15 protein-coding genes and 1 pseudogene are annotated in these 11899 nt (G+C 64.6%); 9 read left to right on the forward strand and 7 right to left on the reverse strand.

Annotated elements, in window-relative coordinates; genetic code table 11:
- Positions 1-296: 296 nt before the first annotated feature.
- Positions 297-713, reverse strand: coding sequence for a transcriptional regulator (locus C4K88_RS16605; protein WP_241522032.1), 417 nt, complete (start codon positions 711-713; stop codon positions 297-299).
- Between the two features lie 66 nt (positions 714-779).
- Positions 780-1007 carry a hypothetical protein gene (locus tag C4K88_RS16610; RefSeq protein ID WP_146065734.1) on the reverse strand — a complete coding sequence of 76 codons (228 nt, stop codon included), beginning with the start codon at positions 1005-1007 and terminating at the stop codon, positions 780-782.
- A 298-nt stretch (positions 1008-1305) separates the two neighbouring features.
- Here C4K88_RS16610 and C4K88_RS16615 point away from each other — a divergent pair, with 298 nt between their 5' ends.
- The 4 genes from C4K88_RS16615 to C4K88_RS16630 all read left to right on the forward strand — a co-directional run bounded on the left by C4K88_RS16615 (position 1306) and on the right by C4K88_RS16630 (position 4415).
- Positions 1306-2010, forward strand: a complete 705-nt coding sequence (locus tag C4K88_RS16615; protein WP_241522033.1) for an SDR family NAD(P)-dependent oxidoreductase — start codon at positions 1306-1308, stop codon at positions 2008-2010.
- 58 nt (positions 2011-2068) lie between these two features.
- Positions 2069-3121, forward strand: a complete 1053-nt coding sequence (locus tag C4K88_RS16620) for a S66 family peptidase (RefSeq protein ID WP_104122793.1) — start codon at positions 2069-2071, stop codon at positions 3119-3121.
- Positions 3122-3272: 151 nt separating this feature from the next.
- Positions 3273-3866, forward strand: a complete 594-nt coding sequence (locus C4K88_RS17925; RefSeq protein WP_104122794.1) for a class I SAM-dependent methyltransferase — start codon at positions 3273-3275, stop codon at positions 3864-3866.
- A 15-nt stretch (positions 3867-3881) separates the two neighbouring features.
- Complete coding sequence (locus tag C4K88_RS16630) at positions 3882-4415, forward strand: GNAT family N-acetyltransferase (RefSeq protein ID WP_104122795.1); 534 nt, start codon at positions 3882-3884, stop codon at positions 4413-4415.
- A gap of 9 nt (positions 4416-4424) precedes the next feature.
- Here C4K88_RS16630 and C4K88_RS16635 read toward each other — a convergent pair whose 3' ends face one another.
- Positions 4425-5399 (reverse strand): NAD-dependent epimerase/dehydratase family protein, encoded by a 975-nt coding sequence (locus C4K88_RS16635; RefSeq protein ID WP_104122796.1) that lies wholly within the window; start codon positions 5397-5399, stop codon positions 4425-4427.
- Between the two features lie 176 nt (positions 5400-5575).
- On the opposite strand from C4K88_RS16635, the gene C4K88_RS17240 reads away from it, so the two are divergent.
- Positions 5576-5851, forward strand: coding sequence for a hypothetical protein (locus tag C4K88_RS17240; RefSeq protein WP_146065735.1), 276 nt, complete (start codon positions 5576-5578; stop codon positions 5849-5851).
- Here the strand turns inward: C4K88_RS17240 and C4K88_RS16640 are convergent.
- Positions 5828-6289: a hypothetical protein gene (locus tag C4K88_RS16640; protein ID WP_104122797.1), complete on the reverse strand. Its 462-nt coding sequence runs from the start codon at positions 6287-6289 to the stop codon at positions 5828-5830. The two genes, C4K88_RS17240 and C4K88_RS16640, sit on opposite strands and share 24 nt — an antisense overlap.
- 64 nt (positions 6290-6353) lie before the next feature.
- The gene (locus tag C4K88_RS16645; RefSeq protein WP_241522034.1) at positions 6354-6647 is read right to left on the reverse strand and encodes an ASCH domain-containing protein; all 294 of its coding nucleotides are present in this window, start codon (positions 6645-6647) and stop codon (positions 6354-6356) included.
- Between the two features lie 145 nt (positions 6648-6792).
- Here C4K88_RS16645 and C4K88_RS16650 point away from each other — a divergent pair, with 145 nt between their 5' ends.
- Positions 6793-8316 carry a hypothetical protein gene (locus C4K88_RS16650; protein WP_206604388.1) on the forward strand — a complete coding sequence of 508 codons (1524 nt, stop codon included), beginning with the start codon at positions 6793-6795 and terminating at the stop codon, positions 8314-8316.
- A 59-nt stretch (positions 8317-8375) separates the two neighbouring features.
- On the forward strand, positions 8376-8660 hold the full coding sequence (locus C4K88_RS16655) for a hypothetical protein (RefSeq protein ID WP_146065737.1): 285 nt from the start codon (positions 8376-8378) through the stop codon (positions 8658-8660).
- A 222-nt stretch (positions 8661-8882) separates the two neighbouring features.
- Here the strand turns inward: C4K88_RS16655 and C4K88_RS16660 are convergent.
- Positions 8883-9506 (reverse strand): annotated as a pseudogene (locus C4K88_RS16660) (PDDEXK nuclease domain-containing protein); the annotation flags it as partial.
- Positions 9507-9973: 467 nt separating this feature from the next.
- Between C4K88_RS16660 and C4K88_RS16665 the strand changes: the two are divergent.
- Complete coding sequence (locus tag C4K88_RS16665; RefSeq protein ID WP_104122800.1) at positions 9974-10495, forward strand: DUF1697 domain-containing protein; 522 nt, start codon at positions 9974-9976, stop codon at positions 10493-10495.
- 45 nt (positions 10496-10540) lie between these two features.
- On the opposite strand, the gene C4K88_RS16670 is transcribed toward C4K88_RS16665, so the two are convergent.
- The gene (locus C4K88_RS16670) at positions 10541-10747 is read right to left on the reverse strand and encodes a hypothetical protein (protein ID WP_104122801.1); all 207 of its coding nucleotides are present in this window, start codon (positions 10745-10747) and stop codon (positions 10541-10543) included.
- A 126-nt stretch (positions 10748-10873) separates the two neighbouring features.
- Between C4K88_RS16670 and C4K88_RS16675 the strand changes: the two genes are divergently transcribed.
- Complete coding sequence (locus C4K88_RS16675; RefSeq protein WP_104122802.1) at positions 10874-11740, forward strand: class I SAM-dependent methyltransferase; 867 nt, start codon at positions 10874-10876, stop codon at positions 11738-11740.
- Positions 11741-11899 lie beyond the last annotated feature (159 nt).

Consider the following 11899-nt stretch of genomic DNA (forward strand, 5'->3'; position numbering starts at 1 on the left):
CAATTCAACCAATCAACAAACAATCGGTATCAACAAACTTGGCACACTATTGAGTTCTCAAACAACAGGAACAACCGGCACCACACACGACCAAACCGTCATGTCCTCGCTCCGGAGCAACTTTTCAAGCCTACCCGCACCCACCCCGTAACCGCAAATCTGCGGGGTCCTGGCTGGTTGTCACACCAGCGATGCGACCCTCGAGCAGACTGCCCTACGAGGACACCGGATGAAGCGGGTTCCGGTACACGATAACGTGGTGGAGCCGCTTCATTCAGTTGGGGGGTTCGTCGCCCTCACCGGGGCAACTCCATAACTATACGGCCGCCGTGCTTGCTCTGCCAAATCCGATGGTGCCCCATGGTTCGGACGCCTGCGTGAGGAACGCCGCGGCGCCGTGGAGCGCCCGAGCAGGGCAGGCGGTACCGGCGCGAAGCCGATCGCTTCAGGGACCGACCGGCGCTACCGGGAAGGCGATCTCCAGCAGAGCGGAGGGGTGTTCGCGCCACACTGGGCCCCCCTTCCTCCGTCAGCTTCGGCCAGGTTCGGGGCCGCTTGCCGACGGAGCCCTTCCTGACCCGCACCCAGCCGGCCGTCTCAACAACGGTGACCTGCTTGCTCAGGACGGAGTCCGTGACCTGGAGGTGATCGCGCAGAGTCGCGAATTCCGTCTCCGCGGTTCGGGCCGAAGCTGCCGTGAGCGAGAATCGCACGGGATGTCCCAGGGTGTCGCTGAGCTGGAGCCGCGAATGCGGCAGCGGCGGGAGAAGCGTTGATCGTCACGCCTCGAACCAGGCGCACGTGGTCGTCGAAACGGTCAGCAGGCCGGCGACCAGAGCCGTGAACCTGACATCGCCCTCGAAGGCGGAGCCGGATAGGTTCACCTCCACCACCCGGACGGCGCCCCACGGTCCCATGTAAATGGGCCACCGGATGCCCAAGCCGCGTTTGGCAGTCCGACTGAACAGGAGGGCTGTCATCAGGAGGATGACGATCCAGGCACTCATGAGAATCATCGGCAGCGCTACTAATGCCCCCGGGACCTGCTGCGCGTGAGTCAAGGCGAGGATGCCCGTCGATGAGACTGCGCCCGGACCCAGTAGAAGTGCGATAGCGGGCCGACCTGCGCCGGACCTGACACTGGCGCCGAGATGATCGGCCTGGCCGAGCAGAGCCGGGGCCCGGCCGGCAGCCGACTGGCCGGAATTATCGGCGTCGTCCGGTCATGGCCGGGTGCGGGAGTACCGGTTCTCTCTCAGCTGTGGTGAGAATGAGGCCATGCGAAGTTCTCGAACGGTGACAGCGGTGACCGGTGGATCAGGAGGAATCGGGGCGGCCGTCGTCGATCGGTTGGCTGCTGACGGGCACGACGTGGTGATCGGCTACCGGAACAATCGGGCGGCGGCCGAGGAAGCGGCGCGGCGTGTTGAAGCGCAGGGTAGGAGTGTGGTCATCGCTGCCGTCGACGTCACCGATCCGACGTCGCTCGACGACTTCTTCCGGGCGGGCCAGGTACTCGGGCAGCTGACGGGTGTCGTAGCGGCGGCCGGAGCGGTGCGCGCCGTCGGCCCCCTCGTCGACCTCGCAGCCGCTGATATCCAGCGCGACCTCGAGGTGAACCTCCTCGGCGCTGTTCTGACGAGCCGTGCGGCGATCGGGCATCTCGCTGTTGCACGGGGCAGCCTCGTGCTCATCGGATCAGCGGCGTCGACGCTCGGGAGCCCCGGTACGTACGTTCATTACGCTGCTGCGAAAGCGGGGGTAGCCGCCCTCGGTGTGGGCCTGTCGAAGGAACTCGCCCCGCAAGGTATTCGGGTCAATTGCGTCGAGCCGGGCACGGTGTGGACCGACTTTCACCAGGACCCGCAGCGTCCCGCCAAGGTTGCCGGTGCGATTCCCTTGGGTCGCGCCGGACTGCCCGAGGAGATCGCCGGGGCAGTCGCATGGCTCGTCTCTCCGGATGCCGCGTACACGACCGGGGCAGTATTGAGGGTCGCCGGCGGTGTGTAGGCCCATCGCAGCGCATCGGACAGGAAGAGCCGAACTGCCGTGCTGGTGTAATGGCCCGATGACTCCCCCCAATTTCCCTACCCTTCCGAAGGCCGCTGCCGGTGATCGGGTTGCTATTCTTTCCCCAGCATTTGCTGCGCCGGCAGTGTCGGAGGCCGTTCACGAGCAGGCGATGAAGCGTCTGACGGAGTACACCGGGCTCATTCCGGTCGAGTACCCCACAACACGTCGGCTCGGGGCGACCGCCCAGGATCGCGCGGCGGACGTCACCGCCGCCTTCGCTGACCCCACGATCCGGGCAATTCTGGCGACGGTCGGTGGCAACGACCAGATCACTGCCATCAAGCACCTCGACGCCCAGGTAATCGCCGCTCATCCGAAGCCATTCCTCGGCTACAGCGACAACACGAACCTGCACAACTTCCTGTGGGGCCTTGGTATGCCCAGCTATTACGGTGGCTCCACCCAGGTGCACCTCGGAGCAGGACCACACATCGACGACGTCCACCTGATCTCCCTGCGCGCCGCGCTGCTCGAGGGTGGAACCGTCGACCTGACAGATCCCGGGGAGGCCGAGGACTACGGGGTCCCCTGGACCGATCCTCGCGCCCTGACCGAGTTCGGCACCCGCGAACCGACAGAACCGTGGGCTTGGTCAGGACCGCAGAAGATGGTTGAAGGCCGGTCCTGGGGTGGGTGTCTGGAAGTGATCGACCAGATCGCGATGGCCGGCAGGATGCCGGCGGTCGATGATTTTGCCGGGGCGATCCTGCTTCTCGAGACCAGTGAGGATCTGCCGGCCGCCGACGACGTCATGGGGTGGGTGCGGGCCCTCGGTGAGAGGGGGATCCTCGAAGCCGCCGCGGGCGTCCTGGTCGCCCGCCCGCCCGTCAGCCGCCTGGGCGAAACCGCTCCAGCAGCTCACGAGCGCGCCAAGCTACGCGCGGATCAGCGCGCGGCAATCACCGGGCAGATCAGCCTCTACAACCCCGACGCCGTCATCTGCGTCGGGGTCCCCTTCGGCCACACCAGACCCCAGTGGATCCTCCCCCATGGTGGACTCATCCGACTCGACGCAACCACCAGAACGATCACCGCCGACTTCGGTTAGCCCGCCCAGGCCGGAATCCTCGTGTTCCTGCTGCGGGATTCATGCTCGGCCGACGGCGAGGATCTCCTGGTCCGACGAGGAACCTGCCCGATGAGTCCGACGCCGGCGAACACCCCGGCTCGGATCCACCACTCGCGATACCTTCCGGTCCGTGCCCGGCAGGTCGAGGTTCCTCACCCCGACGCCCGCAGCGCGGGGGCTCGACCTCGGCTGCGGGCCCGGACGGGCAAGACTCGCTGAAGCCGGATGCAGGCTCATGGGCGTCGATCCCGATCAGCCATCCCTTCAGGCGGCTCGAGCGAAGTCGGGCGCACACCGGGTCCAGTGGGTGGATGGGACGGCTCGTTCAATTCCTCCGGATGCGGGCTTCGAGGTCGCGATCATGTCCTCGAACGTCGTTCAGGAAATCATCGATGACGACGAACTCGTCCGATCCTTCGGCGACATCGCGGCCCACCTCGCGTCTGGCGGTCGTCTTGCTTTCGATGCGCGCGATCCTGACGCCCCGGGGTGGGAGGCCTGGACCAAGGAGCGCAGTCAGCTCATGAGACAGCACTGGACAGGACTGTGCACGTCGAATGTGGGCCGTTGCATTTCCGGTCACAGGACCAGGTCCGCAGAATGCTCGAGGACGCCGGCCTGCAGGGCGTCCCAGTGGGATGTGGAACGGGAGCACCCGTCGTCGTCGCCTTTCGTGCCTGAGCGGATGCCTCTTCTGGGCAAGGCCCGAGTGCCTTCCGTGTAAGCGAGAATGCAAGAGATGACTATCGAATTGCGGCCCTGGGTGGCCGAGGACGCCCCTGCCCTGTCCGCCGCATACCAGGAAAATCTGGAGCTGCGCATCCAGTTCGGGGGCGCGAACCTTTCCACGATCGGCCAAGCGCATCGCTACATCCGCCAGCAACTTTCGTTCAGCGGGTCATCCCGCCCTTGGGCCATCGCCCTGGACGATGTGGTGGTTGGACACGTGGGGCTATCAGCCATCGAACGACGCCACGGGACCGCATGGGCGTCCTACTGGCTCACCTCGGAGGCTCGTGGCCATGGCTACGCAGCGCGTGCCCTCGCGACCGTTGCGGGAGTTGCTTTCGAGGACGGTCTCTTCCGCCTCGAACTAGGACACCGCATCAACAACCCGGCGTCCTGTGGCGTAGCCTCCCGCGCCGGATTCCTCGCAGAAGGGATCGAGCGCCAGAAGTTGCAGTACGGGACCGAACGGTTCGACGTGGAAACCCATGCGCGCCTGAGAACCGACCCCCGTCCAGACCTGATCCCTCATCCGATCTCCCTCTGAGAGAGCCATTCACCGCGAACACTGGTCGAGCAAGTCCAACTCCTCGGCCCGGCTCAGGCCGGACCGGCGCTCACGCGCAAGACCCAGCCCTCTCTCGGCCTCCAGGGTTCGTAGGACGGTCTCGCGTAAATCCCTCAGGTGACCGCCCGCGGTGCGGAACGCGGTGTTGTTCCGCCGGGCGAACCCGAGCTCGGTTCTCGGCAGCCACAGGGGCAGCGATCGAGGACCGGCCCAGAACCGGGCACCGTGCTCCACCAGCCATGCGTCGGACGCTGCCACGATGTCTCCCTTGAAACCGGCAACATCCGCGGCCAGCGCGAGGACGTCGGCGAGCGCATGTGACTCCCCCACGGCATTCATGACGCCGGTAACACCGGCACCGCTTGCCCTCGCGATGAACACGGCAAGATCTTCGACGTCGATCACCTGCACTGCACGATCAGCAGGTGTAGGTGACAGCACCGGCCCCGTGCCCGCCAACGCGAACCGGCCCACCCAGTAGCCGAACCGGTCAGTCCCGTCGCCGGGACCAGCGATCAGCCCGGGTCGAACGATCAGGAGTCGGCGATGCAGCGCGTCCTGCGAGGCCTGCTCCGCAGCCACCTTCGCCTGCCCGTAGTCCTCCGGATCGGTCGGCGTCACCACGGTCGCGGATTCGTCTGCGTCCGCATCACTGTTCGTGGCGTACACCGACACGGACGACACCAAGGTCCAGTGCCCGGCCCTGTCGGCAAGCGCGCCCAAAGCACCCCGTACCAGTGCCGGCTCACAGGAGAGTTCCACCACCTCGTCCCAGGACCTATCGGCTACGACCCGGTATCCGTCTGCCGATCTTCGATCGGCCTGCACGAAAATCGCACCGTTCGGGACGCGGCCCGACTCGCCACGTGCCAGACACGTCACCGAGTCGCCGTTCTTCAGGAACTGACAGGCGATTTCGGCTCCGAGCCAAGCCGTTCCCCCGAGCACCAGGACATTACGCATTCCGCCAGCTAACCAAGAGCATCTGGCAGGATCCACCCTTTCACCCGCCAGCAGAAGAGCTGGGCTTCCCCAAGACGATTGCGTCCGGCCCGGTGTGGCATAGCCTTACGGCACTCGCACCTCTTCCCTGACGGAAAGGCATCGTCTTTTTGCCTGACATCTCCAGATTCTCCGCCATGCTCGGAGTCCTCACTGTGCTCGCAGGGAGTACCGTCATCGGAGCCTCCTCGACGAGACCGGAGGAGCCCCGGCAGAAAGCGGCGTGGAGAACAGTCCAGCGCCCTCAAGGATATGAACTGGCCGCACACACCCAAGCGAGCATCACCGTCGCCGTCACCACCGATGACAACGGGACAGCAGAAGCGATACGGGTGACCTACTCAATCGACGGTGAACAGTACGTTGCCGAAACAACCACCACCATTGAACTATCTGTTACGCCTTGCTTCTGAGAACGCCGAGCTGGGCTCGAGGGCCGTCCTGTGCAAGCGGGATCGAAGTGCCAGCAGAACCAGAGTCGATATCAGCCCGACAAGTGCACCGCCGATCAGTAGCAGGCCCAGCGCCGGCGGTCCGGGGATGACGAACAGGGTGACCATCACGATGGCCGTTGCGACGGCGAGCGTGCCCGCCATGATGCCGGTGAGCCTGAGCGGAATGGGTTCGAGGATACAACCGTCCCGTGCACTGCCGAGGAGGACTCCGCCAAGCACGAGAACAACCTCCATGCACACCCCGAACGAAATGGCAGCCGAGACGAGCGGCACCTGGAGGTCAACGAACTCGGGATAGGCCTCGGCCATCGACTGCGCGACCCTTACGACGACCACCTGTCCGAGGATGGTTCCTAGGAAGAGCAGGACGAGTGCCGCCCTCGTCACGTCGACCATGACGGGGCTGACGCAAGGTGAGCATTTCTCCATATCCGACTATCGATTGTCAATCGATTGAATGTCAATAGATAGGCGACAATTCCGGGTTGATCAACCGGAAGCGCTCGAGAACCACCACGGTCTCATCTGTCACTGTGAACCCGGGATCGTGCAGATAGCTCTTCGAATCGACCACTGCCTGCCGCCGGCCCACGACGGGTAGTTCCTCGCCCTCGACGTCGTATTCGACCAGCAACGACGTCGTCGTAGTCTTGCGACCAGCAAGAATCGAGGCCACCAATGCGTCGCGCAGGGGACCGGGGAAAGCGAACTCAGCGTGAGGCAACGACGAATCGGTCATGTTCCACTGTTTCATCTGCCCTGGATTCATCGAACGCCGCGAGAGCGCGTGCGCCGGTGAGTACCGGCGACGGGTGCGCGGGCAGGAATTGCAATGACCTGGACCGGCCCGGACGGACCGTCGGAGGCTCGAGGTACTTCCGATTCAATGCCTAGTATTGGTGCCGCGCATCATTCGATTACCCGCATTACGCCGTTTTTCGAGCGCTTATCCTCATGGCTCGTTGAGGGTCCGTGCAGGAACGATCTCCGTATGCGAATACCGTCATGCACATAGACTGATCAATTCATGGTGTGTTCTGTCGAGGGGATATCGGATGTTCGGATTTGGCCGGAAGAAGAACGCTGCACCTCAGGTGGGAGCCGGAACCCGGTCCGATGCTGGAACGAGTCCGGAGTTGGGAGCTGTCAACGCGGCCAGGGATGTCGCGTGGTCGTCTGTCGGATCGGTTGATCCCTACGTCGTAGCCCACCTGATCAACCCCGCGTTCGTCGGAGGCACGCAGTGGCCGGGCCTTCGCCAGTCCTTCAGGAAAATCACGCGCGCCGACGGTCTGGCGATCGTGGCCTCCGACGGCCTCGCGGACCCCTACCTCGACGACCCTGCGGCAGGGCCCGGCCTGGGCGCGGAACTGTACTTCTGCTCGACCGCGTTCGCGAGCACCCCAGTGAGCGACCTGGGCAGCCTTTGGCAGTTCGAGACCGTCTATCAAGCCGCGCAGAACATCGCCTCCATGCAGGTGGAACTCGGCCCGCAGTTGGAACGCTACGGAACCCTGTCGCTGAGCCTGCACGGAAGCTCCGCCCCGGCGGAATGGCTCGACGACGACGGCACCCTCGGCGTGCTTCTTGGCATTCCTCTGCACGGCGTTCCGGTCGGCGTCGACGTCCCGAACGGCGCGGTCCGCCTCGTGGGAATCACTCCCCTGCGGCCCGCCGAACTCTCCTACATCCTCGCCGGAGGAGTAGAAGCGCGCCGGGACGTGGCCAACCGCCTGACTCGGCTCCCCGCATCTGTCGGCGCATCCCCCGACAGACCCAGCGTGATCGACCCTCCGACCTCCGGCGCAGGGGGCGTCGGTGCCCGCGTGGTAGCAGGAGCAGATCACGCAGCGCGACCGGTGACATCTCTCGAGGAGTCGTTGGATCCTGAGCTGTTGGCGGTTGCAGCCCGGTGGTTCGGGGGCGTCAATCCGGTGTGGCGGCATGGTGAGTGGCTTTGCTACGACGCGAAGACGGACGGGATCGTGATCAGTGGTGAGCCGGGCGCGGTGAAGGTGTTCTTCAATATTCATCAGGGTGACCGGGACGGTGGGCCGGATGTGGTGTGCACGGACCCGCTCGATGCTCTGCGGTACGTGCTGTTCAACGCGGGCGTGAAGCAGCGTCAGCGGTACCTGTACGGGCGCCTGCTGGTTCCCTTCTCGCCGTCGCTCGCGCGCCCGGGGTTCCTCATCACCCCGAATCGGGGGCTCGGGGCGACGCTCACGATGGAGGACGCGGAAGGCCCGGCGTCGGCTCGGCGGCTGGAATTCAGGATGGGCGGGGAGGCCACGGAAGCGACGTTCTACTTGAATGCGGGCTTGCAGGAGATCCTGGATTCGATCCACACGCCGAGCGGTGAGCCTTTGTTCGGGGACGTCCGGCAAGTACAGCCGACCAGCGTCGAGTATGCCCGGCCGTGATCCAGTCGACGAGTGAGGATCGGGCCGGACTCGGGAAACCGCCAGCTGCCATCCGCCACTTGAGGACAACTCTCATCTGGAGCCACTTCGTGGTGCCTGTCGTCTTCTACATGCTGTTCACCGCCGACGAATACTATGGACTCTTCGGGTTCTTCATCTACATGGCGTTCTTCGGCTGGCCATCTATCGCCCTCCTCTCGGTCATCTACCTGGGCACTTGGCTCACCACGCGGGATAAGTACTACTACCGCCGCACGTGGACCACATGGCTCATGATGGTCCAGTCCTTCTTCCTGGGCGTCGTACTGATATTCGTGATGGACTTCATGATCGCGACCGGGTAGCTCCGAACCAGCCGGTTCATTCAAGGGCCAGTAGGTCCCTCATCGGTTTGCGCGTACTGGATGGTCAGAGCACCGCCGCCCACGAAACGCCGGCACCAGTGTTCCCCACCCATGTGGCATAGCCTTCGGATCGGGACAACCGTGAGATTCCGGCCTCTGGCAGCAATGGCCTAGAGAGTTCGACCAGTGGGGTACGGCTGAGACCCGGGTGTTACTGGTAGATCAACCGGCGGTTGCCACCCTCTTCTGCTCGGCGCCGCTCGCCCTGATCTGATCGGACGCGGCTGTGAGCTCATCGGCCGCCGGCAGGTCGCGCTTCTCTGCGGCCGGCAGGCTCTCGTACGTGTAGGTCGACACGGCCATCGGCGACTCGGACCGGCCGAGGACGTACCGGGCGGTATGGTCGTTCTTGCTGCCGCAGATCAGGATCCCGACGGTGTCGTGATGTGCCTGGCGGCGGAGCTTGTCATCGACCAGGGCGACGTAGAAGTTCAGCTTGCCGGCGTATTCAGGCTGGAACTTGCCGGTCTTGAGTTCGATGACGAAGTAGCGCAGCTGCTCGACGTGGAAGAACAGCAGGTCGATGTAGAAGTCATCTCCCTCGACCTCGAAGTGGACTTGCCGGCCGACGAACGCGAAGCCGGGGCCGAGCTCACGCGGCGTGTCGACGATGCGGTCCATGAGGGCCTGCTCGAGGTTACGCTCGGCGACCTCGCCAGAGAGTCCGAGGAACTCGAAGGCATAGGGGTCCTTTGCTGTCTGCTGCGCCAGCTGGGAGTCCGCTGCGGGCAGGCTGCGCGTGAAGTTCGACGGCGCCGTCCCGGTGCGCTCCATCGAGCTGCCGAGCGCGACGCACGCGATCCTTCAGAATCTGCAGCGTCGAGGCGTACGCATCAGGAAGAGCAGTATCGGTGGTTGTCATGACCCCACCCGTCCAGGACCGCCACCACGGGCGACACTTGGCAGATGACTCGGTGACGACCTCACCGGCATCGACGCCGGAGACGGGCATGACTCGGGTGGGGTCCAAGGACGGTTCTGATGGCGAACCGTCCGCCGGTGTTGCTGGTACCGGAGCGGCTGACAAGCCTGACGCGGTGATCGATGATGGCGGGACCGAAAGACTGACAAAAGGCGTGCGCTGAACCCCCATAAGAGAACCCCTGACTATCCCTTTCCACCCCGCCCAGCGCGAGGTCACGCCGGTGTGCAATCGAATTAGGCAATGAATACGGATCCTCGAACACCCTGTGATTGGCTCCGGACAACGACCCCCAGGGAGGGTGCGTGCAGTGCGTGGCTATGCTGTCACCATGGCGAAGTCGGTAGCTCTGATCCGAGGTGTGGGAGGACCGACCGCCCTGCGGATGGCTGATCTGCGCTCAGCGCTCGAAGACGCCGGACTCACAGGAGTGGTGACGTTACAGGTAGCCGGCAACATCGTCTTCGATCACGACGATCGTTCGACGTCGACGTGTGCCGCTCTTGTCCGGCGTACCGTGCACCAGAGATTCGGTCACGACCTGCCCGTCATCGTCCGGACGCACCAGCAACTGGTCGATGCCGAGCAGCGCAACCCGTTCGTCGGCACGCATGAGAGTCGCCTCGTGATGTCCGTGTTCCTCGAAGGGACACCGCACCCTCCCATTCCTCTCGATCCGGCGGCGGGCGGACCCGATCAGTTCGTCGTCGATGGTATGGAGGTGTTCGTGCGCTACGCCGAGGCTGTGGGGGGCTCGAGGCTTCAAACCGCCTGGTTCGAGAAGCGCCTGGGTGTCCACGGCACCGCTCGTAACGCCAACACCATCGCGAAGCTCGTACAGCTCACCGCCTGACCTCGGTATGTGCCGGGACTCTCGCGATCCAGAGTCATAGGCGTCCTAGCGTGCACTGCTCTGGCGACGGCCGGGGTCGTATGAGGACACTCCGGTGGCAGCCAGGACAAGTGCGGCAACCGTGAGCATCACGATCATCATGGCGACGCCTGCGACGAAAAGCGTGGAGAGGGCGACACTCATCGAGACCAGGGCCAGGAGGATCGACCCGAGTTCTGGAGGGGAGACCGGCGTGAGGTTCACAGAGGGCATGTGTCAACTCCGTCGTGACGTTACGCGCGTGCCAACCTGCTCTTGACGCCAGCACCGACGACGCAAGCCACATGTTCCTCGGGCAGAAGGTTCCGATAGCGGGGACAGGCGATATAGGGTGACGGCGTGATCGTCCCCGATATCTCCCAGAGCACCATCGCCGTCGCGGACCACTACGACGAGCTCGACCCGATCTATCGTCGCGTGTGGGGCGAGCATGTCCATCATGGGTTGTGGACGACGGGCGTCGAGACGCCCATGGAGGCTGTCGAGGCATTGGTGGACGCCGTCGGCGATCGGCTGCGTCTCGAGCCCGGTGATACCTGTGTCGACATCGGCTGCGGCTACGGCGCAACCGCCAGGCGACTCTCAGCAACCCGCGGAGCGACCGTCACAGGCTTCACCCTGTCCGCCGAACAGGCTCAGTACGCCGCCGCGCATGCGGTACCGGACGTCGACATCCAGCTCCGCGATTGGCTCGCCAACGGGCTCCCCGATGCCTCGGCCGATGCCGCGTGGTCGATCGAATCCAGCGAACACATGGTCGACAAACCGCAGTTCTTCGCTGAGACGCATCGCGTGCTGGCGCCCGGCGGCCGCTTCGTCATCTGCGCGTGGCTCGCCGAGACCGACGCCAGCCGCTGGAAGGTCCGCCACCTGCTCGAGCCGATCTGCCGCGAGGGGCGCCTACCCTCCATGGGTACGCGCGAGGACTATGAGGCGATGGCGACGGCAGCAGGCTTCACGATTACCGGCTACGAGGATGTCAGTCGTCGGGTCTCCCGCACGTGGATGATCTGCGCCCGCCGGCTTGCGAAGGAACTACTCGCCGACCGCGAGACCCGCCGCCTCGCCCTCGGCGCACGCAATCGCATCTTCGGTCTGAGCATCCTCCGGCTGATCCTCGCCTACCGCACCGGGGCGATGCGCTACGGGATCTTCACGATGACGAAGGGCAACGAGGATACGGGAGCATCCAGGCCCGCAGAATAGTGCAGCAGGCCATATCGGCCATCCTGGTTTTGTGGTTAAAGGGGGGAAGGCCCCGACGTGGTGTCGGGGCCTTCCCTGGAAGTGGTTGTCCGGCGGTGTCCTACTCTCCCACACTCTCTCGGGTGCAGTACCATCGGCGCTGTGGGTCTTAGCTTCCGG

The sequence above is a fragment of the Arthrobacter pityocampae genome (assembly GCF_002927275.1).
GTDB classification, from domain to species: domain Bacteria; phylum Actinomycetota; class Actinomycetes; order Actinomycetales; family Micrococcaceae; genus Arthrobacter_D; species Arthrobacter_D pityocampae.

Bases quoted from the DNA above. Each gene is read 5' to 3' on its own strand.
- C4K88_RS16610 (WP_146065734.1), bottom strand. From the start codon at position 1,007: ATGAGTGCCTGGATCGTCATCCTCCTGATGACAGCCCTCCTGTTCAGT.
- C4K88_RS16620 (WP_104122793.1), top strand. From the start codon at position 2,069: ATGACTCCCCCCAATTTCCCTACCCTTCCGAAGGCCGCTGCCGGTGAT.
- C4K88_RS16630 (WP_104122795.1), top strand. From the start codon at position 3,882: ATGACTATCGAATTGCGGCCCTGGGTGGCCGAGGACGCCCCTGCCCTG.
- C4K88_RS16635 (WP_104122796.1), bottom strand. From the start codon at position 5,399: ATGCGTAATGTCCTGGTGCTCGGGGGAACGGCTTGGCTCGGAGCCGAA.
- C4K88_RS17240 (WP_146065735.1), top strand. From the start codon at position 5,576: ATGCTCGGAGTCCTCACTGTGCTCGCAGGGAGTACCGTCATCGGAGCC.
- C4K88_RS16640 (WP_104122797.1), bottom strand. From the start codon at position 6,289: ATGGTCGACGTGACGAGGGCGGCACTCGTCCTGCTCTTCCTAGGAACC.
- C4K88_RS16645 (WP_241522034.1), bottom strand. From the start codon at position 6,647: ATGAAACAGTGGAACATGACCGATTCGTCGTTGCCTCACGCTGAGTTC.
- C4K88_RS16665 (WP_104122800.1), top strand. From the start codon at position 9,974: ATGGCGAAGTCGGTAGCTCTGATCCGAGGTGTGGGAGGACCGACCGCC.
- C4K88_RS16670 (WP_104122801.1), bottom strand. From the start codon at position 10,747: ATGCCCTCTGTGAACCTCACGCCGGTCTCCCCTCCAGAACTCGGGTCG.